The sequence below is a fragment of the Synechococcus sp. CCY 0621 genome, from assembly GCF_019038465.1.
Taxonomy (GTDB): Bacteria; Cyanobacteriota; Cyanobacteriia; order PCC-6307; family Cyanobiaceae; genus Cyanobium.
Window position 1 is genome coordinate 32,819 of record NZ_JAFKRH010000006.1, and the last position, 24,988, is coordinate 57,806.

Annotated in this window: 20 protein-coding genes; 3 read left to right on the forward strand and 17 right to left on the reverse strand. The window is 70.9% G+C overall.

The window, feature by feature from the left end:
• Nucleotides 1-104: 104 nt before the first annotated feature.
• The 5 genes from KUG43_RS01255 to KUG43_RS01275 are packed head-to-tail and all read right to left on the reverse strand — an operon-like array spanning nucleotide 105 to nucleotide 6,663.
• Nucleotides 105-1,514: a chloride channel protein gene (locus KUG43_RS01255; RefSeq protein WP_216905321.1), complete on the reverse strand. Its 1,410-nt coding sequence runs from the start codon at nucleotides 1,512-1,514 to the stop codon at nucleotides 105-107.
• Nucleotides 1,511-3,193 carry a TolC family protein gene (locus KUG43_RS01260; protein WP_286194282.1) on the reverse strand — a complete coding sequence of 561 codons (1,683 nt, stop codon included), beginning with the start codon at nucleotides 3,191-3,193 and terminating at the stop codon, nucleotides 1,511-1,513. The genes KUG43_RS01255 and KUG43_RS01260 overlap by 4 nt, the downstream gene beginning before the upstream one ends.
• A 57-nt stretch (nucleotides 3,194-3,250) precedes the next feature.
• Nucleotides 3,251-4,603 carry a carbohydrate porin gene (locus KUG43_RS01265; RefSeq protein WP_216905323.1) on the reverse strand — a complete coding sequence of 451 codons (1,353 nt, stop codon included), beginning with the start codon at nucleotides 4,601-4,603 and terminating at the stop codon, nucleotides 3,251-3,253.
• A 3-nt stretch (nucleotides 4,604-4,606) separates the two neighbouring features.
• A complete protein-coding gene (locus KUG43_RS01270; protein WP_216905324.1) occupies nucleotides 4,607-5,689 on the reverse strand; it encodes an FUSC family protein in 1,083 nt (360 codons plus the stop codon).
• Entirely contained in the window at nucleotides 5,683-6,663 is a 981-nt protein-coding gene (locus KUG43_RS01275; protein WP_216905325.1) for an FUSC family protein, read from the reverse strand. The genes KUG43_RS01270 and KUG43_RS01275 overlap by 7 nt, the downstream gene beginning before the upstream one ends.
• Nucleotides 6,664-6,789: 126 nt before the next feature.
• On the opposite strand from KUG43_RS01275, the gene KUG43_RS01280 reads away from it, so the two are divergent.
• Nucleotides 6,790-7,293 (forward strand): MgtC/SapB family protein, encoded by a 504-nt coding sequence (locus KUG43_RS01280; protein ID WP_286194283.1) that lies wholly within the window; start codon nucleotides 6,790-6,792, stop codon nucleotides 7,291-7,293.
• Here KUG43_RS01280 and KUG43_RS01285 read toward each other — a convergent pair.
• From KUG43_RS01285 to rbp, 3 genes are all read right to left on the reverse strand, one after another.
• On the reverse strand, nucleotides 7,262-8,140 hold the full coding sequence (locus KUG43_RS01285) for an LCP family protein (RefSeq protein ID WP_353617893.1): 879 nt from the start codon (nucleotides 8,138-8,140) through the stop codon (nucleotides 7,262-7,264). The genes KUG43_RS01280 and KUG43_RS01285 overlap by 32 nt on opposite strands.
• A gap of 79 nt (nucleotides 8,141-8,219) precedes the next feature.
• A complete protein-coding gene (locus KUG43_RS01290; RefSeq protein ID WP_216905327.1) occupies nucleotides 8,220-10,031 on the reverse strand; it encodes an ABC transporter ATP-binding protein in 1,812 nt (603 codons plus the stop codon).
• A gap of 14 nt (nucleotides 10,032-10,045) precedes the next feature.
• Nucleotides 10,046-10,459: an RNA-binding regulator gene (gene rbp, locus KUG43_RS01295; RefSeq protein WP_216905328.1), complete on the reverse strand. Its 414-nt coding sequence runs from the start codon at nucleotides 10,457-10,459 to the stop codon at nucleotides 10,046-10,048.
• A gap of 285 nt (nucleotides 10,460-10,744) precedes the next feature.
• On the opposite strand from rbp, the gene KUG43_RS01300 reads away from it, so the two are divergent.
• Nucleotides 10,745-10,948: a DUF8633 family putative protein gene (locus tag KUG43_RS01300; RefSeq protein WP_216905329.1), complete on the forward strand. Its 204-nt coding sequence runs from the start codon at nucleotides 10,745-10,747 to the stop codon at nucleotides 10,946-10,948.
• Nucleotides 10,949-10,956: 8 nt separating this feature from the next.
• Here the strand turns inward: KUG43_RS01300 and KUG43_RS01305 are convergent, their stop codons facing one another.
• The 7 genes from KUG43_RS01305 to KUG43_RS01335 all read right to left on the reverse strand — a co-directional run bounded on the left by KUG43_RS01305 (nucleotide 10,957) and on the right by KUG43_RS01335 (nucleotide 23,409).
• On the reverse strand, nucleotides 10,957-11,280 hold the full coding sequence (locus tag KUG43_RS01305) for a hypothetical protein (protein ID WP_216905330.1): 324 nt from the start codon (nucleotides 11,278-11,280) through the stop codon (nucleotides 10,957-10,959).
• Between the two features lie 47 nt (nucleotides 11,281-11,327).
• Nucleotides 11,328-13,229 carry a DEAD/DEAH box helicase gene (locus KUG43_RS01310; protein WP_216905331.1) on the reverse strand — a complete coding sequence of 634 codons (1,902 nt, stop codon included), beginning with the start codon at nucleotides 13,227-13,229 and terminating at the stop codon, nucleotides 11,328-11,330.
• 89 nt (nucleotides 13,230-13,318) lie between these two features.
• Nucleotides 13,319-13,696: a phosphomannose isomerase type II C-terminal cupin domain gene (locus KUG43_RS01315; protein ID WP_216905332.1), complete on the reverse strand. Its 378-nt coding sequence runs from the start codon at nucleotides 13,694-13,696 to the stop codon at nucleotides 13,319-13,321.
• 312 nt (nucleotides 13,697-14,008) lie between these two features.
• Complete coding sequence (locus tag KUG43_RS01320) at nucleotides 14,009-15,637, reverse strand: ATP-dependent DNA helicase (RefSeq protein WP_216905333.1); 1,629 nt, start codon at nucleotides 15,635-15,637, stop codon at nucleotides 14,009-14,011.
• Nucleotides 15,634-19,431: a UvrD-helicase domain-containing protein gene (locus tag KUG43_RS01325; RefSeq protein WP_216905334.1), complete on the reverse strand. Its 3,798-nt coding sequence runs from the start codon at nucleotides 19,429-19,431 to the stop codon at nucleotides 15,634-15,636. The genes KUG43_RS01320 and KUG43_RS01325 overlap by 4 nt, the downstream gene beginning before the upstream one ends.
• On the reverse strand, nucleotides 19,428-22,724 hold the full coding sequence (locus KUG43_RS01330) for an exodeoxyribonuclease V subunit gamma (protein WP_216905335.1): 3,297 nt from the start codon (nucleotides 22,722-22,724) through the stop codon (nucleotides 19,428-19,430). The genes KUG43_RS01325 and KUG43_RS01330 overlap by 4 nt, the downstream gene beginning before the upstream one ends.
• Nucleotides 22,725-22,734: 10 nt before the next feature.
• A complete protein-coding gene (locus KUG43_RS01335) occupies nucleotides 22,735-23,409 on the reverse strand; it encodes a metallophosphoesterase (protein ID WP_216905336.1) in 675 nt (224 codons plus the stop codon).
• Nucleotides 23,410-23,531: 122 nt separating this feature from the next.
• Here KUG43_RS01335 and KUG43_RS01340 point away from each other — a divergent pair, with 122 nt between their 5' ends.
• The gene (locus KUG43_RS01340; protein WP_216905337.1) at nucleotides 23,532-23,876 is read left to right on the forward strand and encodes a hypothetical protein; all 345 of its coding nucleotides are present in this window, start codon (nucleotides 23,532-23,534) and stop codon (nucleotides 23,874-23,876) included.
• Nucleotides 23,877-23,889: 13 nt separating this feature from the next.
• Here KUG43_RS01340 and KUG43_RS01345 read toward each other — a convergent pair whose 3' ends face one another.
• Nucleotides 23,890-24,210, reverse strand: a complete 321-nt coding sequence (locus KUG43_RS01345) for an MgPME-cyclase complex family protein (protein WP_216905338.1) — start codon at nucleotides 24,208-24,210, stop codon at nucleotides 23,890-23,892.
• Nucleotides 24,211-24,223: 13 nt separating this feature from the next.
• Nucleotides 24,224-24,973 (reverse strand): pyridoxine 5'-phosphate synthase, encoded by a 750-nt coding sequence (locus tag KUG43_RS01350; protein WP_216905339.1) that lies wholly within the window; start codon nucleotides 24,971-24,973, stop codon nucleotides 24,224-24,226.
• Between the last annotated feature and the right edge of the window lie 15 nt (nucleotides 24,974-24,988).

The window sequence follows — 24,988 nt, forward strand, 5'->3', positions numbered from 1 at the left end:
CAATTGATACAATAGCCCATTTCGCCCGAGTTTTTGCTGTCTTTTGTCCAATGGCTGGGACTTCAGTTATTCAGCCAATCGAACAAATGTTGAAGCCCGAAGACTCAGTCTGCTTTCATTCTTTCTGCCCCGCTGTTTCCGTGCGCCTCAAGCCAGCGTTCCAGCTGCACCTCGTTCCAGGTGTCCGCCGACACCCAGCGCCCGATCGGTGCCGCCAGGGCGGCCACGAGCAGCAGCAGGGGGATCAGGGCGCCATTGCCGGCGATCTGGGCCACGAAAAGGGCGCAGAACAACGGGGTGCGGCAGGCGCCGCTGAACAGGGCCGTCGCTCCTGTCCACACGAGCAACTGCCGTTCCAGGGGCGGCAGATCGCCGATCAGGGGTCCCGCCAGCAGCGCCCCCAGGGACATGGCGTCATGCATCACACCACCGGGGGCGCCGATGGCGATGCTGAGCACCGAGGCCAGCAGGCGCCAGGGCAACACCTCGAGGCCCGGTCGATCCTCGCCATAGGCCATGCGCAGGATCAGCAGCTGGCCGTCGTTGAGACTCCAGCCATCGCTGGCAACGGCCGCCAGGCTGATCACCAGGGCCGCCCCCAGGGCCCAGAGCAGGGGTCTTGGAATGGCGGATCCGCCTGGGCGGGCCGGCCTTGAGAGCCAGTGGCTCCAGCGGCTGGCCATCCAGGCGGTGCTCGCTGCGAACACCCCCCCCAGCCACCCGGCCCCCAGGGTCAGAAGCAGGGCTGGTGCGATCAGGTGCCCGCCCCCGCCCACCAGCAGGGAGACACCGGCGTGGTGGGCGGGAGCCGCCTCGGCCGTGCTCTCCCAGAGGCCGGTGGCGGCCCCGATCACCACCCCCAGGGCCGTGGTCAGCAGGGTGCCGTTGATCAGGGCCGCCGAGCGACGCTGACACAGCTCCTCGACGGCGTAGGTGACCCCCAGCAGGACGGAGTTGAAGGCGATACCAAGCCCGGCTCCTGCACCGGTCGCCAGCAGCACCGGCAGGGGCAGGCGCCTGAGGGGGGCCAGCCAGTTCCGCAGCGCCAGCAGCAGGCTGGCGCCCAGGGAGGCGGAGGGGGATTCCAGGCCCACCGTGAGGCTGGCGCCATGGGTGAGCAGCAGGAGCGGCAGGCGGGTCAGCTGGCGCCTCAGATCAAGTGAGACAAGGGCCGCGGAGCGGGCCGGACCCATCTGCACCCGTTCCAGCTGCAGGGCCTGCACCCCGGTGAGGCCGCCTCCCCTGCCGCCCTTCAGGGGGCCGTTCGCCAGCAGGCTCAGCAGCACCGTGCCGGCGAACACCAACAGCAGGCTTCCTCCGGGGACGCCGCCGCCGCCGTCGCCCAGGGGCCAGGCCCGCTGCAGGCGGAATCCCAGGGCCGAGAGCCATTGGTAGGGCTGCAGCAACAGCAGCAGTGGCAGCGCGGCCAGCAGCAGGGCGATGACCTGGCCCCGCCCCAGGTTCCCGGAACGCCGGGCCTCGGAGGCGTCGATCGCTTCGGGGCTTGGCGTCATGGCGCCCACTGCAGACGGGACGGAACCGGCGCCTCCGGATCGGTGGGCATCGGCAGCAGTTCCCGCAGCAGCTGGGCGTAGGTGACGTTCACGTTCACGGTGGCCTCGAGCCGCTGCACCAGGCTGCTGATCAGCCGCTCCTGGGTGTTGGAGAGATCCAGCTCGCTGCTCAGGCCCGCCTGGTAGCGGAGGCGGGCATCACGGAAGGCCTCCAGGCTCGCTTTCACTCCGCGTCTGGCCGCCACCAGCCGCGCCAGGCTGGCTTCATGGCCGAAGAAGGCCTGCTCAATCCGCAGCCGGATGTCGTTGCGCTGGGCGGCGTACTGCTGGGCCACGGCCGCCCCCCGGCGGGCCAGGGCCCGCGCCTGCCCCCGGGTGGTGCCCGCATCGAAGAGCAGCCAGCTCACCGCCAGGCCCACCGACCAGTCGCTGCCGTAGGTGTTCAGGGAGGTGGCGACAGTGGCTCCGCAGCAGCCGCCATCGGCGACGCGCACATTCCAGTTGTTGGCATTGCTGGCACTGGTCCCAGCACTGGCGAACAGCGACAGCTTCGGAAGCAGCCCGGCGGCGACGGCATCTTTCTGCTGCAGCAGGGCGTCGCGGGTGGCCAGGAGGGCTTCCAGTTCCGGGTTGTCTCGGTAGGAGGCCACCAGGCTGGTTTCCAGATCCAGGGGCCAGCGCGGTTGGAGGCGGATCGGGTCGCCGGCGGCGGGGGTCACCTGGGGTGGCAGGTTGAGCAGGGCCGCCAGGCGGCGGCGGGCGATGGCCTGGTCCGCCAGGGCGGCGATCAGCTGTTCCTGCCCGTCCGATTCGATCGCCTGGCGCCGCAGCACATCCAGCCGGGGGACCAGGCCCGCCTGCTTGAGATCGAGGCTGTCCTGCAGGATCAGCAGGTCGTTGCGCACCACGGCCTCGCGGATGCGCACCAGCTGGTCGGCCCGCTGCAGCAGGTAGTAGGTCTCGCTCAGCATCAGCTGCAGCCGCCGCAGGGCATCGGCGTAGGCCAGACGGCCGCTGCGCAGGCTGGCCAGGGCGGCCCGCACCCTGGGCGTGCGGGCGAAATCCAGCAGCTCGTAACGGAGCTGCAGACCCGTGGCCACCCCGTTGACGTTGGTGTTCAGGGAGCCCCTGCCGCCGGGGGGGATGAAGAACGGGTTGCTGGGGGCAAAGAGGGTCCCCGTTCCGGTGGGGGAGAAGAAGCTGCTGCTGGCCTGGTCTGTGCCACCGGCGGCGTAGGCCGAGAGGCGCGGCCAGTAGGTGCCCATCTGGCTCTGGAGCTCGGCCAGGGCCGCCGCCACCTCCTCGCGGCGGGCCTGCAGGCTGGGGCTGTTGGCGAAGCCGATCGCCAGGGTCTGCTCCAGGCTGAGGGCCTGGGGCTGGCCTTCCCGCAGGCTGGCGGCCTCCGGCAGCGCCAGCGGTGGCAGGGGCGCCATGTCCTGCGGTGGCAGCAATGGGCTGGCCAGGGCGTCGCCCTTGGGGGGGGCCGCCTCAGCGGGGAGCAGCTGTTCGAGGGCCCGGATCTGGCGATCCAGCTCGTTCCAGCGGCGTTCGAGGCGGCCCCCATCCCCGGCGCCGGCTGCGGGCAGGGGCTGAGCCGTCCCCGACCCCGACCCCAGGCTCAACGCCAGCCCCAGGAGGATCCACCTGGCCAGGGGCCGCCCCGTTCCGCTGCCCCCCATGGCCCGCCGTCTCCCCCATCCGGCGCCCAGTTTGCTCGACATCGGCCGCACCGGCCCCTAAAAGCTGAAACCCAGCTGCAGTCCCGCGGCGAACACCCCTGGTACCCGGCCAGCTCCACCCGGATTGAGGATCCACTGCAGGCTGGGCTGCAGGTTGAAGGACTGGTTGATCTGCACCTGATAGCCGAGCTCCACCACGCCTTCGTGGCTGAGACCGGGGCTGGTGATCGGGCTGAAGCCCGTGCGGGCCACGCCCAGGATCAGCAGGTCGAAGGGGCGGCCGGGCAGGACCCCCTGGCTCACCAGCCCGCCACCGATGTAGCTGGGCGTTGGATTGGCGGCGGTGTCGAGTCCCGCCGCCGCCGCGGCCCAGAGCCGGTGGTCGAGGCCCCAGGGCAGGGCCACCGGCACGGTGGCACTGCCGTACACCCCCCGGTTCGGGCCCGTGCCGGCATAGGCCGCCAGTTGCAGCAGGCCCCCCGGCAGCTGGCGCTCCACCTGCACCGGTTTGGAGCAGGTGGAGCGTCGCAGCCGGAGGCCGGTTCCTTCGCGGCAGGCGCTGATGGGGGCGGCCAGGGGGCGGTTCAGCCAGGGGGCGGCATAGCTCCACTGCAACTGGTGGGTCCAGCCCCGTCCAGGTGGTAGGCCGCTGGCGGTCCCCAGCAGCCCGGCCACCGAGTTGGTGGCGGCCAGATCGAAGCTGGCCAGCCGCAGGGTGCTGGCCGGGGTCGGCCGCAGCACCAGCAGGGCCCCCGGTGCGGCAACAGGAAAGACGGGGAAGTTGGGGATGGAGAACAGCACCGGGGCCCCGTTGAGGGCGTCGTGCACGTAGTAGTCCTCGATCGGTGTGCTGAACAGATCGGGGCTCATGCTCACCAAGCCCGCCTCCAGGCTCCAGCGGTCGTCGTCGGAACGGCGCTGGAGGCTGGCGCGGGTGAGCCAGAGTCCCACCGGATTGGCCACCTCCTGCAGGGGCAGCACCGCCCCCAGCCGCTGGGCGTAGAGGGGGTCGCCGTTGAAGCTGGCGATGGCCATCCGCATCGACCACCGGTCCCATTCCCGACCCACTGGATGGGCCGGGTCGTTGGGGACCCGCAACGTCACCGCCAGTTTCGTCTGCTGGATCCAGCTCGCCTCCCGGACCAGACCACCGGCGGGGTTTCCCATCGGTTCGGCCAGAACCTCCAGCTCCAGATCAACCCAGGCCGGCAGGCCCAGGGTCTGGTGGAGGCTGCCCCAGCCAGGCTCGAGCTTGAGCAGGGGCACTGAGGCTGACGGCGGGCTTGCCGCGGGGTCGGACGGCTGCGCGGCGCCGGGTGCGGCGCTGGCCAGCAGCAGCGACAGCAGCGGCAGCGCCAGGGGCGGCCGGAGCCGGGAGACCTCCGGCAGCGAGTGGCGCCATCGGGCCATGGCTCAGCGGGGGGGCTCCCCCAGGGCCCGCCAGCTGTGCTCCGCCTGCTCGAGGCTGCGCAGGGCCTGGCCGCAGAGCATCAGCCGGCTGGCATTGCGTTGCAGACGGATCAGTTCGAAGCCATCGAGATCCGGATCGTGAAGCCAACGCTCCAGGCTTCCCCAGCGGGGTGGTGGTGTCAGGGGCGTGGCCGGGGGGGCCGGCCGGTGCCGGTGGGGCATCCCCAGGCAGTGGTTCCATTGCTCCAGGCGGGCGGCCACCGCCCGCAGCAGTTCCGCCTGGGCACCATGCAGTCCCTGCAGTGGGCTGCGCTCCGACGGCGTGTGCTCCAGAAGCCTGAGCCCGTCAACGACGCCGACCAGCTGGGAGCCGGCTCCATTCAGGAGCTGGAACAGGCGGTACGTGCTGTGGCTGGTGGGGTTGTTGCCCAGCTCATCGGCCACCGCCGGCATGGCCTCGCGCAGGGCCACCAGCTGACGGCGCAACCCCTGGGCCGTCTGCAACTCCAACCGCTGGGTGGCCGCCATGGCCCCCGGCGCAACGGGGGCGGCGGGAGCGTCGAGGCGGTCGGCCTGGTTGATCAGGGCCATGCTCAGCTCGGCCAGGAACTTGCGCAGCCGCTGCCGGTTGCCTTCCACCGCCAGGTCGGGCCAGAAGAGGCGCAGGGACAGCAGGGCCACGAGGATGCCGACCACGGTCCAGAACAGCCGCACCGGGACCCAGATTCCCAGCTCGCCGTCATGGACCAGCCAGCCCATCACGATGATGTTGCTGCCCACCTTGTAGCCCACCTCCAGCCCCAGGGCCGCCCCCAGCAACCGCATGGCGACGAGGGCCAGGCTCAGCCCCAGGGGCAGGGGCAGGTGGCTCAGGCCGGTGTACGACACGACCAGCACCACGGCTCCCGCCACCGATCCCAGCAGCCGCTGACGGCCCAGGCCGATGGAGCCGCCATAGGTGCCGGTGCAGACCACCAGCACCGCCAAAGGGGCATAAAAGCCATAGGCCACCGGGGCCAGGGCGCCGAAGCCGTTCATCAGGCCGGCCGTCAGGGCCAGGCGCAGTTCGGAGCGGCGGATCAGCATCGGGCCACCAGGCTGAGGGTGCGCAGGCTCGCCAGCAGCGGGTGCTGCTCCTGGGCCAGGGCCAGCAGCGGCAGCAGGGGCAGCGACCGCTGCCGGGCCAGGGCCTGCCAGGGCCGGGGATCTGGGCCCGGGGCCGGCAGGGAGCCTCCCTGGAGCAGGGCCCCCATGCGCGCCATGCCGGCCGTCAGCGGATCGCTGCCGCCATTGCGGCCGGCGGTCGCACCTGGGTGGAGCCGGTCGGGAAGGCCAGCCAGCAGCCGTTCCCACTGCACCCAGTGGTGCTGGACCGCCGCCCAGAGCTGCAGCCGCTGGGACCAACGCTGTCCCTGAAGGCGCCGGCCATGGGGGCCCCGGCGCTCCAGGGCCACCAGCTGTTCCATGGCTACCAGGTCGTGGCTGAGTTGGGCCGGGGGCAGGGGCAGGGGCCGTTCCCCCTGGCCCTCGAGCCAGTCCCGCTGTCGCTGCAGCTGGGCGATGTAACCGTTGCGCAGGCCCAGCTCCAGGCGCATCAGCCGGTCGACGCCCCGCCGGGGCCAGAACAGCAGGCCCACCAGAATGGCAATCACGCAGCCGACGGCCGTATCAAGGGTGCGGTTGAACACGTAGTCCCAGTTCAGGGCCACATGGCTCGGAATCATCAGGAACATCAGGCTGACCAGTGTTGCCGTCCCGGCGGCCGACTGCCAGCCCAGCCAGCGCAGCAGGGGCAGCATCAGCAGCAGCGACACCAGCACCCCCTGCCAGCCGGCCAGCACGGTGTGCACCAGAAACGTCACCAGCCCACCGGTGATGGTGCCGAACACCCGCACCTTGGCGGCCTGGAGGCTGAGGTCATCACCGTCCTCCATGACCGTCACCACGGCCAGCATCGGGTACCACACGTAGGCGATCCGCTCGAACCAGAGCGACAGGGCGGCGGTGACAAAGGCGGCCACCCCGAGCCTCAGGCTGTTGCGAAGCAGGGCGGATCGCACGGACCTCCAAGGGGCTGGACTGGCAGGAGCCTATGGAGGTGCATGGTCCCGGGCTGTCCGCTGATGCGCCAGGGCTGTCGGCCGGTGCGCGAGGGTTAGGGGTCCTTCGTCCCGTCCGGGGCCGCCATGGTCCTCTCCTTGAGCCTGGATCTGGAAGCCCTGCTGCGGCTCGGCATGGCGGTGCTCTGCGGATTGGCCGTGGGCATCAACCGGGCCCACCACGGCAGCCGGGCCCATCCCAACCGGCTGCGGGTGCATGTGCTGGTGGGAATGAGTGCCTGCCTGATGGTTCTGGCGGCCGGTCCCGATCCGCAGGCCCGCAGCCGGGTGATTCAGGGGGTGGCGACGGGCGTCGGTTTTCTGGGCGCCGGCGAGATCCTGGTGCCTCCGGTCCGTCCGAAGCACGGCATCCCAGAGGTGCGCGGTCTGAGCAGTGCGGCTTCGATCTGGTTCACCGGCGCCCTCGGCGTCACGGTGGCCGCCTCCAGTCCGGTGCCGGTCCTGATGGCCCTCGGCCTGGCCCTGATCACCCTCTCGGTCCGTGACGACGGCCGCACGGTCGACACCGGTGAGGCCGTTCCCCCATCGGCCGAGGGTCTCAGAAAAGGAAACGGTGGCGGCCGTTCGTAGCGTTGGCTTGTCCGTCGCCCTCGGCTTCAAGAGGTTCGCCCTCCGGAGCCGGCCAGACGGCGTCCCAGTAACTGATGCCGTCCTTGTAGAAGGGCCGGCCGTCCAACCTCCGGGTGTCCAGCTGGGTGCTGCCCATGGCGGTGATCAGGCCGCCCAGCTCCATCGGCCCGAGGTCCGTGCGGATGTCCTTGCGGGCGGCCATCATCAGCGCCGGCAGGCGAACCATGTACTCGGGTCGGGTGAGTTTGCGGAACAGGGATTTCAGGGCCAGCTGCTGGCGGTCCATGCGGCCGAGGTCGCCGGTCTCGTCGTGGCGGAAGCGCAGGAATCCTTCCAGATCCTTGCCCCTCAGGGTCTGCATCCCCGGCTGCAGATCAATGGACAGCCCCTGGCTCCGGTCTTCATAGAGCATGCGTTTGGGCACATTCACCTCGATCCCCCCGAGCACGTCGGCCATCTGGCGGATGGAGGAGAGATTGACGACCAGATGGTGCTGGATGGGACGGCCCAGACGCTGGGAAATCTCCCGCTTCACCGCTTCGATGCCGCCGAGGTTGTAGAGGGCATTGATCTTGACAGGCCCGAAACTCTCGGCCTCGATGTACGTGTCGCGCGGGATCTGGGTGATGCTGGTGCGGTTGCCATCGATGCGCAGGGTGGCGATCACATCCGTGTTGCCGCCGCCGACGTCGGTGCCGAGAATCAGCACATCCTGGCGGCCCATGCCGCCACTCCAGGCGGCGAAGGGGTTGGTGAGCGCCGCGCTGCCGCCAACGCTCGACCTTGCCGAGATCAACTGGGCCAGGGGCCCCGCCAGCAGCAGGCCGGCCCCAAGACCGCAGGCCACGGCGATGAGGACGGGCGCGCGACGACGCGCCGACCTGGGCTGAGACATCTTCATTGAATCCAAGCTAAGCCCCCCCGGCTCAGCGGACGGATTCCTCCGGTCTCAGCCCGGTCTGCACGCGCCAGAGGGCGGCATAGGCCCCGTTCCTGGCCAGCAGGTCGTCGTGTCCGCCGCTTTCAACGATTCTCCCCTGTTCCATCACCACGATCCGGTCGGCGTGGCGGACCGTGCTCAGCCGGTGGGCGATCACCAGGGTGGTGCGTGAGGCGGTGATGCGGTCGAGGGAGCGCTGGATCGCCGCTTCCGTTTCGTTGTCGACGGCGGCGGTGGCCTCATCCAGCACCAGGACCGGCGGATCCTTGAGAATGGCCCGGGCCAGGGCGATGCGTTGCCGTTGGCCTCCGGAAAGGCGCAGGCCCCGCTCTCCGACAACGGTGTCGTAACCCTGGGGCAACTCGTCGATGAATCCGGCCGCCTCGGCCAGGCCGGCGGCCCTTTCGATCGCCACGCGGCTGGCTTGGAAGCTGCCGTAGGCGATGTTCTCGGCGACGGTGCCGTGGAAGAGGAACACCTCCTGGCTCACCAGACCGATGGCCCGGCGCAGGTCCTGCAGCTCCAGCTCCTCGATCGCCACGCCATCGAGCAGGACCCGGCCCGCCTGGATCGCATAGAGCCGCAGCAGCAGCTTGACGATGGTGCTCTTGCCGGAGCCGGTGGCCCCCACAATCCCCAGGGTGGCGCCGGCGGGCACCTCCAGATCAAAGCCTTCCAGAAGCCTTTCGCGGCCGGCGTAGGCGAAGTCGACCGCCTCGAAGCGGATGTGACCGCGGACGGCGGCGACAGGCAGCGGCCGGTGGCCGCTGGGGATGGCGATCGGGGTGTCCAGCAGATCCATCACCCGGTGGGTGGAGGCCATGGCGCGCTGGTAGTCATCAAGGGTGCGGCCCAGGGTGGTGAGTGGCCACAGCAGCCGCTGGGTGATGAAAACGAGAAACGAATACGTGCCGATGGCGATGGCACCGCTCCAGGCCTGCAAACCGCCGATCACCAGGATGGCGATGAAGGCAAACAGGATCGCGAACCGGATCAGGGGGATGAAGGCGGCCGACAGGCGGATGGCCTGGCCGTTGCTGGCCCGGTAGGCCTGACTCTGGGCGACCAGCCGCTGCTTCTCCCAGTCCTCCGCCGCATAGCTCTTGATGGTGAGCATGCCGCCGAGGTTGTTGCTCAGGAGGCTGGCCAGATCGCCGGCCCGCTCGCGCACTTCCCGATAGCGGGGGGCCAGGCGCCGCTGAAACCGCAGGGAGCCCCAAAGGATCACCGGAATCGGCAGGAAGGAGACGCCCGCCACCGTGGGGGACAGCACGAGCATGGTGCCGCCCACCGCCAGCACGGTGGTAACCAGTTGCAGGATCTCGTTGGCCCCCTGATCGAGGAAGCGCTCCAGCTGGTTGATGTCGTCGTTGAGGACGGTGAGCAGACGCCCGCTGCTGCCGGCTTCAAAGAAGCCCATCTCCAGGTGCTGGAGGTGGTCGTAGGCCTCGACGCGCAGCTCGTGCTGGACGGTCTGGGCGAGGCGACGCCACAGCAGGGCGTACAGGTATTCGAAGCCGGACTCGGCACTCCAGATCAGGAACGAGAGGACGGCCAGCACGCCCAGCTGAGAGGGAACGGTGCTGAAGCCGAGCCCCGCCAGCCAGGAGGTGCGCTGCTGGACCACCACGTCGACCGCCAGGCCGATGAGGACCGGCGGAGCCAGGTCGAAGAGTTTGTTGAGCACCGAACAGGCGGCCGCCAGCCGGACGAGCCTGCGGTGCGGCCGCAGGCTGGCCAGCAGACGTGTCAGCCCCGGTGCTGGGGTTGTCGCCGCCCTGGCGCCATCAACGGCCATGGTGGCCGCAGGCGTCACCAGCGATTGCCACCGCCGCCGCCGCCACCCCCGTAGCCGCCACCGCCACCGCCGCCGTAGCCACCGCCACCGGAGCGGCCCCCGCCGCCACCGCTGGGGCGACCACCGCCGCCGCCGTAGCCACCGCCGCCGCCGGAACGGCCGCCGCCACCGCCCCCACCACCGCCTTCACGGGGTGTGGCCTTGTTGACACGGATCATGCGGCCCATCCATTCGACGTCCTGCAGATCGTCGATGGCCTTCTGCTCGGAAGCGTCGTCGGCGAGTTCGATGAAGGCGAAGCCGCGCTTGCGGCCCGTTTCCCGGTCGAGGGGAAGGCTGCACTGGCGAACTTCGCCGTACTGGCCGAAGAGATCGAGAAGGTCCTCGCGTTCAGCCTGGAACGAGAGGTTGCCGACGTAGATGGTCATTCAATGAAAAAGCTGGAACGGATTCCTCCGGTGTCGGGAATCCCAGGGAAAGCAGGCGGTCGGCATGGAGCTCAGATCGGGTCCAAGGGAGGGTCCGGTTCTGTTGGGCCTGTGCCGTCGGTGCGTGCCGAAGGGAGCCAGAACGGCATGGAATTGTTGGAAGCCTACAACCGAGCCCCTTGGCTCTATGGAGAAACTTGAAGCGGAAGCGAAGCAATTCCGAAGGTTTTCCCGTCCCTTGGCCAGGACGCTCCATTGTCAGCAAACCCTGATCAAGCTGATCCCATGAAAACCGCCCCCGTCCCATGGAGCCTCACCTGGCGTGAAGATGGCGAGCTCGGAACCCAGGATCTCTTTGACCTGCTCCAGGTCCTTGTGGCCAATGAAAGTCACGAGGTCCAGATGTCCTTGATCTCCGCCGTCGAGCAGCTCTCGACCAGCGATCTCCAGGTGATGGCCTGCGAGGAAGTGACCCGGATGTGCGCCTGAGGCGCCGATCAGATTGGGTAGCGCTTGGAGGTGGCGTCCCTGCAGCTGCTGCGGGCCGAGGCGATGCTGCTGCCGCTGGTGATGCGATCGGCCACACAGCTGCAGGCGTAGTTGGCCATCCCGTCGGGAGCCTTCTTGCCGGACTGGGCCAGTTCCGTTTCGAAGGCGGAGAGGCAGATCGAGCGCACCACCTCGCCGATGGGGCCGGAGGCCGCCTGCGCCGGCCCCCCGGTCGGCCCGAAGGCCGCCAGGGCCACCAGGCTGAGGCTCAGCCAGCCAGGGCCTGGCTGGACGCGGAGGGAACGCAAACGGGGCCGCTGCTGGGAAGGCATGGTGAGTCGGCGTTGTGAGTCGGCGTGGTGAACGCCGGCGAGGGGAATCAGGAGCCCAGTCGGGAGATCTGAAGTTCCTTGTTCATCACCCGCAGGCGACGAAGGTCTGCGAAGACGTCCTCGGGCATGCCCTTGGGCAGATCGACGGTGCTGTGGGCATCGAAGATGCGGATCTTTCCGATCGAGCGGCCGGCGAGGCCGGATTCGTTGGCGATGGCGCCCACAATGTTCCCGGGCTTGACCCGATCGCGCCAGCCCACTTCGATGCGGAACCGCTCCATATTGTCCTCAGGGCCGTCTTCGCCGCGCTCCTGGCTGCGGTCGTTGAAGGGCCGGCGATCCCCGCCCCGCTCCCTGTCACCACGGTCGCGGTCGCGCTCCCTGGTGGGGGCACCGGGACGGGACTGGCCCCAGCGCTCCTCACCCTGAAGCAGCAGGGGTTTGCTGCCCAGCCCCAGCTCCAGGGCGGCGAGGGCCAGCTGGTCGGGGCTGCAGGATTGCTCCTGGGCCACCCGTTGCAGGATTTCGGCCAGCAGGGCCCGCTCTTCCGGGTTGCAGACCGGCTGCTGCAGGGCCGTGGTCAGCTTCTGGCGCAGGCGATCGAGGCGATGCTGGTTGATGCTGGCGTTGCCGGGCACCTCCATGGCTTCGATCGGCTGGTTGACGGCGCGCTCCAGACCGCCCAGGAAGCGACGCTCCCGCGGGGTCAGGAACAGGATCGCCTCGCCGCTGCGCCCTGCCCGACCGGTGCGGCCGATGCGGTGCACGTAGGCCTCGCCGTCAAAGGGGATGTCGTAGTTGATGACCAGGCCGATGCGGTCGACGTCGAGACCCCTGGCCGCCACGTCGGTGGCCACCAGCACGTTGACGCGGCCATCGCGCAGACGCTCGATCGTGCGCTCCCGCTGGGTCTGGGGCACGTCGCCGTTGAGCACCGCCACGTCGTAGCCGTGCTGCTCGAGGGACTCGGCCACCGTGAGGGTGATGGCCTTGGTGCGGGCGAAGATGATCACCCCTTCGCTGCCCTCGGCCTCGAGCACCCGCTCGAGGGCCTCCAGCTTCTGGGGCCCGTTCACCACGAGGTGACGCTGACGGATGCGGCGGCCGTCGGCGGCCTTCTGGCGAATCGTGACCTCGGCAGGGTCCTTGAGATAGTTCTGGGAGATGCGGCGGATCTCTGAGGGCATGGTGGCGGAGAACAGCACCACCTGACGTTCGGCAGGGAGCTGCTCGAGCACCCACTTGACATCGTCGATGAAGCCCATGCGGAGCATCTCATCGGCCTCGTCCAGCACCAGGCTGCGCAGACCGGACAGGTCGAGGGTGCCCTGGCGCATGTGATCCATCACCCGGCCGGGGGTACCCACGACAATCTGCACGCCCCGGCGCAGATGCTGGATCTGGTCGCGGAAATCGGCGCCGCCGTAGATCGGCAGCACCTTGACGCCCTTCATGCAGGCTGCATAGCTGTTGAAGGCCTCCGCCACCTGCATCGCCAGTTCGCGGGTGGGGGTCAGCACCAGCACCTGGGGGGTGCGTTGGCCGGCATCGAGGCGCTCCAGCAGGGGCAGGCCGAAGGCTGCCGTCTTGCCGGTGCCGGTCTGGGCCTGGCCCACCAGGTCGCGGCCGAGCATCAGCTCGGGAATGGCGGCTTTCTGGATCGGGGAGGGTTCCTCGAAGCCGATAGCCGCCAGGCCGTCGAGGAGTTCACGGCGCAGGCCGAAGGCGGCGAAGGCGCTGACGGGGACGGTGGTTTCCGCCTCGGGAAGGGCGCTCGCGAGGTCCGTTTCCGGGTCGGCGGAAGCTACGGAATCGGGGATGACAATGGTGAGGTCGTCCTCCTGTGGAGCCACGACGGACGAGAGGATGTTGTCCTCGTAAGGCTGCTCGATGGCCGCCTGGGAATCAGCGGCACCGATGAGGGTGCTGCCGTCAATGATCTGGGTCACGGAATGCTGGAGCCTGGTGAATCCTTCAACGCAGGCCGGCAGCGGACCGTGGGAATGGGTGCCTTGCACCCGGGCTGCCTTGCCCTTGCTCAAAGGTTGAAATGAGACTTTACCACCCGGCCGTAATCATCGCTGAATCGTTCGATGTCGTCCTCCTGCAGCTGCGTGCCCAGCTGCACCTCGATGATTTCCAGGTCGGACGCTGCCGCCGCCGTTGCCCGATGGACGCCACCGCAGGGCACGAACAGGGTGGCGCCGGGGACGGCGGCGGTGCCATCGCCATTGCACTCCATCATTCCCGAGCCGGCGACCACCACCCAGTGCTCGCTGCGGTGCAGGTGGCGCTGGAGACTGATCCGCTGATTCGCCGTGATCAGGAGCCGTTTGACGAGATAGCCGGGGCCCGTCGCCAGGGTCTCGAACCATCCCCAGGGACGATGGACGCGTTCAGTGCTGGACGCTGTCAATGGCTCGCGCTGGGTGGGGACTCGGCGAGGAGAAAAGACTGACCGGAACCACCTGGGGCCAGGGAATCCATGGGGGTTGTCCCTGTCGACCTCGGGGCACCTGAGGGGCCGTGTCCGGCAGGGCCGGGCCGATCCTTCGTGACGATGCAGGAGGGCATTCCTCGATGGGGTGTGGAGGAATGGAGGGGCTCCCTGAAGGGGAGAAATCCCAGCGGTGGAGACTATTGGAGCAGGGGGTCCGGAGAGTTCGACACGGGGTGCCGCGCCGATGGATGAACTATGGATCCGTGGTCGATGCCAGCCCCGGACGGTTCACTTTTCGTAGACACTTGAGGCCGCAGCGGTGAGCAGCAGGGCGCCCTGCCTGGCACGGGTCAGGGCGGTATAGAGCAGGCGGCCATCCTGGGATCCGCCGCTGGGCAGCAGCACGATCACCTCGTCGGCTTCGCTGCCCTGGGCCTTGTGCACCGTCAGGGCCAGGGCGGGCTCGGCCGCCCCAGCCAGCTGGCTTGGATGGATCCAGAGCAGCTCCCCCTCAGCGTCGCCGAACAGCAGCCGCGCCGATGGGCCCGGCCCGCCCACGAGCAGCCCCACATCCCCGTTGGCCAGGTCCAGTTCCGGCAGGTTGCGCCGGCAGAGCACGGGGGTGCCCGCTGGCAGATCCTGCAGGTCGCCGTCCAGTCGTCCCCCCAGCAGGGTCCGATGGATCGCCTCCAGCCCCCAGGGTCCCTGGCGCTGGGGGGCCATCACCAGTAGTCGGTCACGCGCGGCGAGCAGTTCGTGGCAGCCTTGAGCGGTTCCTGGCCGGCAGTTTGCCGCCAGCCCTGCCAGGGAGGCCTGGTGGCGGCGCAGCCGCTCCAGCAACTCCGGCGGCAGGTTCCGGGGGGAGCAATGACGCCACTGCAGGTTGTCGGTGGGCTCCAGGGCCTGCAGCAGCGGCAGGATGGTGGCGATCGGGTCGGTGGTGACGGCGCCGGTGGCCAGGCCCTGCCGCAGGGCGCTGGCCACCGCGGCAATCGCCCCGGCGTTGCGGTAGGTGGTGGTCAGGGTGATGGCGGCGTCCCCGAGCTGGCCCCGGTGCTTGGGCCGTTGCAGCTCCTGGAGCACGGCCCCCGGCGCGATCGGCGGTAGCTGGCCCGGGTCGCCCACCAGCACCAGCCGGCAGCTGCCGGGCAGGGCCTCCAACAGGGCGGCCATCAGGCCCAGGTCCAGCATCGACACCTCATCCACCACCAGCAGGTCGAGCTCGAGGGGGCGGCCGCGGTGACGGCCGAACCGGTTGCCTCGGCTCTCCAGCAGCCGGTGCAGGGTCGTGCAGGGGATGGTGCCCCCGGTGGCGGCCCTCAGGCGCCCCGCCGCCTTGCCAGTGGGTGCCGCCAGGTGCAGGCGGCCGCTCGGCTCCATGGCCCGGACGGCCGCGATCATGGCGGCCACCGTGCTGGTCTTGCCGGTGCCGGGCCCCCCTTCCAGCAGCACCAGTCCGTGGTTCAGCACCGCGACCACCGCCTGCCGCTGGCGACCATCGAGGCCCGCCAGGGCGGGAAGGTCCTGGGCCTCGGCCACCGCCCCAGAAGCCGGTGGTTCCAGGTTGCCGGCACGGGCGATCATGGCCTCGATCACCTCCTGACGCTGCCGTTGCCAGCGGCGCCACTGCAGCCGTCCCGCCTCCAGGGCCACGGGGCCGTCCGGATCCCTGCAGAGCGGACTGTCGGCCACGGCTCTGCAGTGGCCCTCCGGCCAGGACGCTTCGCTGACGCCGGCCGGTGCCGGTCCGTTCAGATCCAGCTCCAGTTCTCCCCGCGCCAGGGCGGCGGTGAGGGCGTGGATCAGCTCGCCGATCAGGGGATCACAGGGGGTGCCGTAGAGACGCGGCAGGGCTTCGGCCAGGCTGGGGCCGAGGGCCGCCACCCAGGGCTGGGGGGTGTGGCTGGGGTCCCTCATGGCGACCCCGCTCCGCTGCCGGCTGCGGCGTGGCCGCCCAGGGCGCCGTCGAGGGCGAGCACCCGCGCCAGTGGCGGCCGTTCCACGAACAGGCCCGGCACCGCTCCGGGCAGGGCCCGTGCCCCTGTTTCCCCGGGGGCACCGCGCAGGAAGACGTAGGCGTAGCCCCCCAGATGGCGCTCCGGCGCATAGCCCGGCAGGCGCCAGCCCAGATAGCGGTGCAGGGCCACCAGATAGAGGTGGGCCTGGAGGGGGTAGTGGCTGTGGGCCATCAGGGCGGCCATCGTCTCCTGGCCGTAGTGGCGGGGGCCGCAGGCCAGGGGCCGGCCCTCGCTGTCCCGCCGGCCCAGCCAGTTGCTCTTCCAGTCGGCCACCCACCAGCGCTCCTGTCCGTCGGTCCCGGTGGCGGTGAAGATCAGGTCGATCGAACCGGTGAGAAAGCCGCGGCTGGCCACCGGAAGGGCCGCGACGCTTGCGGCATAGGCGGCGCCGAAAGCGCCGCCGGGGTGGTCGGCGAAGGCCGCCGCCAGGCCCGCGGCCCTGGCGAAGCCGAGGGTGAGATCGAAGTTCATCTCGTTCAGCCGGCGTTCCGGCCCCAGGTCGGCCACCCGCAGGCACCCCAGCTCGGCGCCGAAGGGGGTGAGGCGCACCAGCTCCAGTCCCTGCAGCAGCGGCTCCAGGGGGTCCGCCTCCAGGCCGGCCCGGCGCAGCTCCCGCTCCACCAGCTCCCGGTTGGCCGCCGCGTCGGTGGGACGGCGATAGTCCAGCTGCTCCAGCATCCGGTGCAGGCAGTCGCCAGCGGCCGCACCGCGGGCGAAACCGGCCAAGGGGCCCTGCTCGGGCCACAGGCCGTCCCCAGCCTCCGGGGCCTCCTCGGCGGGGCTGGGATCATTGGTGTCCCGGCCTTCGTCGAGGGCGGCCACCGACACCGGGGCGCTGTGGGCAGCGCGGGTCCAGGCGGTGTAGCTGCTGCGGCCCCAGGCCGTGTCCAGGTGACGCAAGGGGACAGGCCCGCAGCCCAGGGCGGCGATGGCCTCCGGGGGCTGGGGCAGGCGGCGACGGGTTGGCGGCTGCGTGGGGGGGTGGCGCAGATCCAGCTGCAGCGAACGCTGGGCGATCTCCTGCCGCAGTCGCGCCTGCCAGTCCCCGTCGCCCAGGGCTGCGACGGAGTCGTCGTCATCGGGATCGGGCAGGGGCTCGCCGGCAAACAGCCAGGGGAACAGGGGGTTGGCCTGCTGACCCTTGGCCGGCGCCCAGGCCAGCACCAGCAGATGCTGGGCGCGGGTGACGGCCACGTAGGCCAGCCGCTCCCGCTCGGCCCGTTCGGCCTGCCGCTGCTGGCGGAGTGCTTGCCATCCCTGGCCCCAGGAGGGACGCAGGTGAAGGTCGAGGTGGGACTCGGCGCTGCCGGGCGGCTGCCAGCGGATTCCCACCCGGTGCCGGCCCGATGGAGCGGTGCCGGCCGCCTCCCAGAGATAGGGGCAGACCACCACGGGAAACTCCAGTCCCTTGCTGCGGTGCACCGTGATCACCGTCACAGCCTCGTCCACCTTGTCGCTGTGGGCCTGGTGGGACTCCGGGATGGTTCCGGAGGCCCGGCTCTGGTCCAGCCGCAGCCGCCGCAGCCAGTCGGCGGCGGCCACCAGGGCGAGGTGCTCCACGTGCAGCCGTTCCTGCAGCAGTTCGGCCACCTGCTGCAGATCCGCCAGCAAGCGGCCGCCGGCACTCAGTCGGGCCAGGCCTTCGCCGTTCACCAGCTGGGAGAGCACCCCGAGCGGTCCCTGATCGGGTAGATCCCTGGCCAGGGCCTGAAGCCGTCCGGCCAGCTCGCTCCATTCGCCCGGCTCGGCGGCGGCGATCCGCTCGGCCGACCAGGCGAGCAGGGGGGAGGCGGCCAGCAGCCGCAGGCGGTTGGGATCGGCCGGATCGGCGAGGGCATCCAGCAGCCGCTGCAGGGCGGTGGCCGCCGGGCTGGCGAACACATCGGCCTTGCTCACCAGCCGGCTGGCGATGCCCTGGCGCTCCAGGGCTCCGCGCTGCTGCTCCGCCTGGTGGTGGTTGTGGACCAGCAGGGCGACGTCGCCGGCACGCAGGGGGCGGGGGGGCTGGCCGTCGCCCGCCACCAGGGCGGGGGCCTCCGCCAGCAGCTCCGCGACGGCCCCGGCCACCAGGTCGGGCAGCCGGCCCTCCAGCGCACTCTTGCTGGGCAGGGGGGCCTCGGCCGTCCGCTCACTGCCAAGCCAGAGCAGGCGCACCGGGGCCATGCCGTCGGGGCCGCGGCGCTGGGATCGGGCCTCCACCGCCGGCACCGGCAGAAGCGAGCGGGGCAGGCCCGCAGGGGCCATCAGCGCGTTGAGGCTGTCGATCAGCGCCGGGCTGGAGCGCCGGTTCTCCTGCAGGGCGAGCACCCGCGCGGCGCTGCGGCGGGCCCGCCTGTAGGTGTCCAGGTCGCCGCCCCGGAAGCGGTAGATGGCCTGCTTCGGATCGCCCACCATCACCAGCAGGTGGGCGTCATCCGCAAAGGCGAGCCGCAGGATCCGCCACTGGACGGGGTCGGTGTCCTGGAACTCGTCGATCAGGGCCGCCCGGTACCGCTCCCCCACCGCCCGCAGCAGGGGGGTGGGAGCCGTGGCCTCTGGGCCAGGGTCGAGCCCCTCGAGCAGCTGGGCGAAGCCGATGTTGCCGCTGCGCGCCCGTCGCCGGGCCAGCTCGGCCCGCCCCCAGTGGCAGCCGTGCAGCAGCACCGCTTCGGCCGGACCCTCCCGCAGGGCGGCCACCGCCTCCAGCAGGTCCGGGCAGGGCAGTCGGATGTCTGGCTCAGGGCCTTCCAGCGACCGGGCCACCCGGCTGAACGTTTCGGGGTGGAAGTACCCCCCCAGCTCCTTCTCGGCACGGACGGCGGCGTAACTGCCGCTGTCGTCCTGGCCGGCGAGCCAGGCCTCGACCAGCCCGCAGTGATCGGTTCTGGGCTTGGCGGCATAGGGCGTGGTGCTGCTGGCGCCGGCGGCGCGCCAGTCGCCGGCAGCGTTCCGGAAGGCCTGGTCCAGGGTCTGGCCATGGTCCGCCCAGGCCTGCTTGAACTGTCTCCAGGGCTGGTCCCACAGCGTCTCCTGCTGCTCCACCAGCGGCCGATCCAGGCTCAGACCTTCGGGCAGGGGCTCAAGGACCAGGCCGGGATCCCCGTCCAGCAGGTGCAACAGCCGCTCCAGGTCGTCCAGGCCGGCGCCCGTCGCCAACCCTTCCACCAGATGCAGGGGAAGGGCCAGCACCTGCTGCTGCCAGTAATCGTGGGCGACCTGGCGCACCAGTTCACCGGCATCGGTCTCCACCGTCAGCTCAGGCGGGCTGGCGGCCTCCATGGCCTGGCGCCGCAGCGTGCGCTGGCAGAAGCCATGGATGGTGGTGATGTCGGCGGCGTCGAGTTCTTCGAGGGCCAGCAGCAGCAGGCCCTGCACCGTGCCGCGGGCGCCGGCCTCCGCCGGCTGGCGCTCCAGCCATTGCTCCAGCACGGGATCGGGAGCCCGCCAGCCGGGGGGAGGGCGAAGGCCGGTGAGCGCCTCCTGGATCCGACGGCCGATGCGGTCGCGCAGTTCCGCTGCCGCCGCGTTGGTGTAGGTCACCACCAGCAGCTGTCGCAGCCCCAGCCGCCGCTCGGCCAGGAGCCGCAGCACCAGGTGGGCCAGGGCGAAGGTCTTGCCGGTGCCGGCGCTGGCCTCCAGCAGCAGCACGCCGTCATCGAGGGGGACGGCGTTGGCATCGAAGCTTTCGGGGGATGGGGCCTCGATGGTGGTCATGGTCCCCCCTCCGCCGCCAGCAGGGGGGAGTACAGGGCGTCGGCCAGTTCCAGCAGCTCCGGTGTCAGCAGGGCGTCCGCCGGGAGACGGGCACCGAAGCAGGCCTCCATCTCGGCCCGTTCCCGCTCACCGCTGTGGAAGCTGGAACCCTCCCAGGTGCCAGCGGCCTTGATCCGCCCCTGGCCGGGTCGCTGGCGCTCGCCCAGCACGTAGCTCCAGCCCGTTTCCGGGGGCACCGGCCAACCCTGGCGGCGCCAGTCGCGCTGCAGGCCGGCCAGCCGTTCAAGCTCATCACGGGCGGCCTGGGGTGCCGGTGCCCTGAGTTCCAGGGCCGGGGCGAAGACGTCGTCCTCGCGAGCGATCAACACGCCGCGGGCCGCAGCCTCGGCTGTCGTGGCGCCTCCGGCCGCGGCGGCCGCGAGCAGCAGCTGCAGCCACAGCTCTAGCCGGTGGCCGACGCGGGCCCGGGCCGTGTGCACCAGCACCACCGTCTCGCCGCGCCAGGCGACCGGGGCCTGCCAGGGGCCCCACTGGTGGCTGACCTGCCTGGGGGGGCCGAGGCGCTCCAGGGCCGCCGCCAGGCTCGACCAGCGTCGTTGCAGCAGGCCCGCTTCCAGGTCACCCGCCGCCCTCGGGGGCAGCAGACCTTCCCCGCGGTGCCAGTCGAGCCAGTCTTCCGCCGTGCCCGGTTCTGCGTCACCGGGATCGCCGTCGCAGCGCTGCAACCTCCCCCGCAGCAGGGCGGAACGCTCCCGTTCTCCCAGGGACAGGGCCTCCAGGTCGTCAAGGCGCCGGTCCCATTCGCCGGGCCGCAGGCCCAGGGATCGGAGCCAGTGGGTCTGGGGGGCCGCCAGCCAGTCCAGCAGGTCGCTGAAGGCGTCGGTGTCAGGGTCGATGGGGGCCACCAGGGGGCTTGGCCCCCCCAGCAGGGGCGGCGGCGGCGGCGGATCACCGCTGAGGTGGCGCACCGCCTCCAGCAGGCGCCGGTCGCAACTGGGGGCCTCCCGTCCGTCGGCAGGCAGGAAGTTGCGCCGGTCGAGGGGGCTGGCGGCGTGCTCCACCTGCAGACGCGCCATGGCCTCAGGGCCCACCTGGCCGGCCAGCCATTGCAGCCACTGACCCACCGGGCCGGAGGGGGGCAGGGAGGCGCCGGTCCGGTCGTCGCGGCAGTTCCAGCTGAGCAGCAGGTGGTCTCGGGCGGAGAGCAGGGCCTCCATCAGGACATAGCGGTCCTGGTCGGCGGGGTGGGGATCGCCGAGCTGGCGCTGGCCCTCCATCAGGTGGAAGGCGGGACGGTCGCCCGGCCGTGGAAACAGGCCCGCCTCCAGCCCCATGAGCACGATCACCCGGTACGGGATGGCCCGCATCGGTTCCAGGGCGCTGATCGTCAGGGCGCCACTGCGATGGCCGAAGCGGCCGCTTTCGGCCCCGAGCAGCTCCCGCAGCACGGCCGCCACCACCGGGGCTTCCAGGGCCAGCGGACAGCTGCCGGCGGTGGTCTGCCAGGTGTCGATCGCCCCCATCAACTCCGGCCGTTCGCCCGCGGCCTCGCCCCCATCGCCGAAGAGGTCGTCGATCAGCCGGCGCAGCCGTTCCACCCAGGTGGTCACAGCACCGCCGCGACGCAGCTCCCCCAGCCAGTGGCGCAGACGGCCAAGCAGATGCAGCCAGCGTCCGCTCAGTTCCAGGGGCACGCCCCCGTCCCAGGGGGCGGTGTCCCCCGGCGCCAGGCCCACGCCCACGGGCAGCACCAGGCCGAGCAGCAGACGGTCGATCGCCCAGGCCAGGCTGTGGCAGGGCCCGTCCTTCTCTTCGCCGTCGAGGCCCCAACGGAAGCCCGCCTCCTGCAAGGCCTCCACCAGGCGGGCCGCGTCCCTGGCCTCAAGGCCGAAACGGTCCAGCAGGGGCGGGCAACCCAGCAGGGTCTCCAGCCCGGAGGCGGTCAGGCGGGTGCCGGCCAGCTCCAGCAGCAGCAGCAACGTGCTGCCGAGACCGGCACCTTCCTCCTGGCTGCGGTCGGTTAGTCGCCAGGGGAGGTCCACCCCCGTGGCGTGGCGATCGCCGAACACCGAAGCCACCAGGGGGGCGAATCCGTTGATGTCCGGCGTCATCACCAGGATGTCGCGCGGTTCGAGGCTGGGGTCGGCCGCCAGCAGCTGCAGCAGGCGGTCGCGCACGATCTGCACCTGCCGCAGCCGGCCAGGGCAGGCATGAAACTCCAGGGAGCGATCCTGCGGATCCACCTGCAGGGCAGGAATCCGGCTGGCGTCAGCCAGCTGGTCCTGCAGCTGGGCCAGCAAGGGGGCCGGCCCGGTGCCGCCGGCCGCAGCAAAGAAGAGATCCTTCTCCTGCTCCTCCCCCAGCTGGGCCTCGCCGGTGCCCTCCAGCAGCTGCTGGAATTCCCCCCCCAGGCGGCCGAAGCGGGCTTCCAGGCCCGGGGCCTCCAGCAGCCAGGCGGCCTCAAGCGGCTGGCGCAGGGCCAGGGCATCACTGAGCTGGCGGCGACGCTCACCGCAGCGTTGCCAGAGATCGCGGCAGGGGGTGAGCAGGTAGAGGTCCACCGAGCGATGCAGGCTCAGGGCCTGAAGCAGCTGCACCTGGATCGGCGCCATGCTGCTGAGGCCGAAGAGGCGCAGGGGGGTGCCGCGCGCCTCTTCGGAGAGCTCGCCACGGCGCAGGCGGCCGACCAGCTCCTGCACCCGGCGGCCGAACGGTTCCTGGCCCAGCGCCTGGCGCAGGGAGCGGTAGAGCAGGGGCTGCCAGCACTGGGTTGCTGGCAGGGACCGGCCGCTGGCGTCGATCACCTGCCCCGCCTCCCAGGCGCCCAGCAGCTCCGGCCGGTAGAGGGCGTAGTCATCGAAGGCATCGGCGATGGCGCGCCCCAGCTGCCAGTGGCCCAGCTCCAGCTGGTCACCGCCGCCCCGTTCCGCCAGCCAGTGACGCAGCGGTCCCCCCTCCGGCGCAGCGGCCACCGCCGGCAGCAGGTCGAGCAGGGGCCAGACCAGCTGGTCGGCGCGCCAGGGATCAGCCGCGCTCCCACAGGCCCCTGTGTCCGCTGGGGCCAGCAACTGGTCCACCAGCTGGCGCAGATGGCTGCCCGGGAAAGGGAAGCGCAGGTTGGCGGCGATACCGCCCAGGTGCTCGGCCAGCTGCTCCCCGAGCCAGCGGCTGGTGGGCCAGGTGTTGACCACCACCTGCACCTGCTCGAAAGGATCGGGCGGCTGCAAGCGCAGCTGGGTGGCCAGCACGCGCGCCAGCAGCTCCGCCCGGTTGCTGCGAAAGACCGTCAGCAAGGGGCCGGGCTCAGAGGACGCAGCTCAGGGCTGAGCCATGGACGAGGGCGGGCAAGTGTCTGCCAGTCACAGGTCGACCGCTGACCTGTCGAGTCTCCTGGGTTTCGGGGCAGTAGGCCGTGAGGTCACCGCCGTAGCAGGCACCGGTGTCGAGCAGGACGATCGATCCAAGTCTGCGTAGGCCGGGCCCGGGGGTGTGGCCGACGATCACCTCGCCGAAGCGGTTGTCGTAGGCCTGCCAGAAGGCCAGTCGGACGTTGAGGTCGGGCTGCCAGGTGCGCGGGTCGAAGCCGGCATGGGTGGCCACCCAGCCCTGACCCCAGTAGGCGAGGGGCAGCTGGTCGAGCCGGTCGCGCCAGAGGCGGCAGCGGGCCGCTCCCAGCTGGCGGAAGGTGTCGTTGCCGTTCAGGTCGAGGTGGCTGGTGGGGGCCAGGCCGTGGTCGAGCCGGGCCACCAGATCCCGTTCATGGTTGCCCTTGAGCCACACGGCTCGACCGCGGCGCACCAGGTCCCAGACCAGCTCCATGGCGGCTTCGATGCCGGAGCCGCGGTTGATCACGTCGCCGCAGAACACCAGCCGGTCGCCAGGGGGCAGCTGGGCCACCAGCCATTGCAAAGCGTCCGCGCAGCCATGCACATCCCCGATCACCCAGTGGCGCGGAGGACGTTGGTCCGGGAACGTCATCAAGAAGGAAGCTTCCTCCCAAGTGTTGCCCTTGAGGGGGGCTTCTGTCACCCCCGCCGGCTCCGGCAGGGCTCCAGCGCTGATACGGTGCGCCCGCGGTGCACCTCAGGAGGCAACGGGCGATGGATCTGAAGGATCTGCCGGTCACGCAGCGCGTCAACGCCCTGGTGAAGGCCCTGGACGGGGCCAAACGCACCAATGAGGCCCTGGCCCGCTGCAGTGATGGCGACGCGATGCTGGATGTGCTTCTGGATGCCTCCTCCCGGCTGGGGCTGGGCCTGACCCGCTGGGAACTGGAGAACACGCCGCCGATCCGGGACTGGATCTGGTGGAAGAACAAGGAAGCGCCCCTGACCATCGGCGACAGCAAGCCCCGTTACCAGCAGGACGGCGGCCAGGGCAGGCCGCGCCCTGAGAGCCCATCCGACGACGAGACGCCCAGGCGCCGCTTCCTGGGTCTGTTCTGAGGGGCCGCGCTGATCAGGCCAGGGTGGCCAGCGGGTCGGGGATGGTGCTGCTGGGAGCCTCGAAGCTTCCCAGGGCCACGAACTCCAGTCGCAGCTTCATGAACGTGATGAACTTCTCGTCGGTGGACACCACCGCCGCGGCGGGCCGGGGGACGGCGGCCACGGCGGCGGCCAGCTCGGGTGCTTCGAGAAAGGCGGGGCGTTCCAGGAGCCAGAAGTCGATGGTCTTGTCCTTCTCGGCGTAGTTGCGCACGCGTTCGCGCAGCACCTCCTCCAGGGGTTCCTCCTCGAGCAGGAAGACGCGGCTGGCGGCGACGAAGTGGTAACGGGTCATGGCGGGTGGGGCCTCAGGGCTGGCGGTCGCCGAACAGCGGGTCGCGGCGGGGATTCTGCACCAGCGCCCGCATCTGCCGCACCGCCTCCTGGAGGCCGACGGCCAGAGCGCGGGCCACGATCGTGTGGCCGATGTTGAGCTCCTCCATGGCCTCGATCGCGGCGATCGGCTCGACGTTGTGATATGTGAGGCCATGGCCGGCGTTCACCCGCAGGCCGAGGCCCCGGGCGATGGCGGTGGCTTCGCTGATCCGGGCCAGCTGGAACGGCTGCTGCTCCCAGGCGGCCTCGGCATAGGCGCCGGTGTGGAGCTCCACCCAGCGGGCCCCGCAGCTCCGGCTGGCCTCCAGCTGGGCGTCATCGGGGTCGACGAACAGGCTGACGCCAATCCCTGCCCCCATCAGGCGCCCCACCAGGGGAGCAAGGCTCTCCACCTGCCCAGCCACGTCGAGGCCGCCCTCGGTGGTCACCTCCTCGCGACGCTCCGGCACCAGGGTCACCATGTCGGGGCGGAGGCGCAGGGCGATCGCCTCCATCTCAGCGGTGGCGGCCATCTCGAGGTTGAGACGGGTGCGCACGGTGGCCCGCAGCAGCTCCACGTCCCTGTCCTGGATGTGGCGCCGGTCCTCCCGCAGATGCACGGTGATGCCGTCGGCGCCGCCCAGCTCGGCCAGCATGGCAAAGCGCACCGGATCGGGCTCCACGGTGCGGCGGGCCTGCCGCACGTTGGCGATGTGGTCGATGTTGACCCCGAGGCTGGCCATGGGCGGCGGGTGGCT

Coding starts and splice junctions, on each gene's coding strand:
- KUG43_RS01255 (WP_216905321.1), bottom strand. CDS start 1,514: ATGACGCCAAGCCCCGAAGCGATCGACGCCTCCGAGGCCCGGCGTTCC.
- KUG43_RS01260 (WP_286194282.1), bottom strand. CDS start 3,193: ATGGGGGGCAGCGGAACGGGGCGGCCCCTGGCCAGGTGGATCCTCCTG.
- KUG43_RS01265 (WP_216905323.1), bottom strand. CDS start 4,603: ATGGCCCGATGGCGCCACTCGCTGCCGGAGGTCTCCCGGCTCCGGCCG.
- KUG43_RS01270 (WP_216905324.1), bottom strand. CDS start 5,689: ATGCTGATCCGCCGCTCCGAACTGCGCCTGGCCCTGACGGCCGGCCTG.
- KUG43_RS01280 (WP_286194283.1), top strand. CDS start 6,790: ATGGTCCTCTCCTTGAGCCTGGATCTGGAAGCCCTGCTGCGGCTCGGC.
- KUG43_RS01290 (WP_216905327.1), bottom strand. CDS start 10,031: ATGGCCGTTGATGGCGCCAGGGCGGCGACAACCCCAGCACCGGGGCTG.
- rbp (WP_216905328.1), bottom strand. CDS start 10,459: ATGACCATCTACGTCGGCAACCTCTCGTTCCAGGCTGAACGCGAGGAC.
- KUG43_RS01300 (WP_216905329.1), top strand. CDS start 10,745: ATGAAAACCGCCCCCGTCCCATGGAGCCTCACCTGGCGTGAAGATGGC.
- KUG43_RS01305 (WP_216905330.1), bottom strand. CDS start 11,280: ATGCCTTCCCAGCAGCGGCCCCGTTTGCGTTCCCTCCGCGTCCAGCCA.
- KUG43_RS01320 (WP_216905333.1), bottom strand. CDS start 15,637: ATGAGGGACCCCAGCCACACCCCCCAGCCCTGGGTGGCGGCCCTCGGC.
- KUG43_RS01325 (WP_216905334.1), bottom strand. CDS start 19,431: ATGACCACCATCGAGGCCCCATCCCCCGAAAGCTTCGATGCCAACGCC.
- KUG43_RS01335 (WP_216905336.1), bottom strand. CDS start 23,409: ATGACGTTCCCGGACCAACGTCCTCCGCGCCACTGGGTGATCGGGGAT.
- KUG43_RS01340 (WP_216905337.1), top strand. CDS start 23,532: ATGGATCTGAAGGATCTGCCGGTCACGCAGCGCGTCAACGCCCTGGTG.
- KUG43_RS01345 (WP_216905338.1), bottom strand. CDS start 24,210: ATGACCCGTTACCACTTCGTCGCCGCCAGCCGCGTCTTCCTGCTCGAG.
- KUG43_RS01350 (WP_216905339.1), bottom strand. CDS start 24,973: ATGGCCAGCCTCGGGGTCAACATCGACCACATCGCCAACGTGCGGCAG.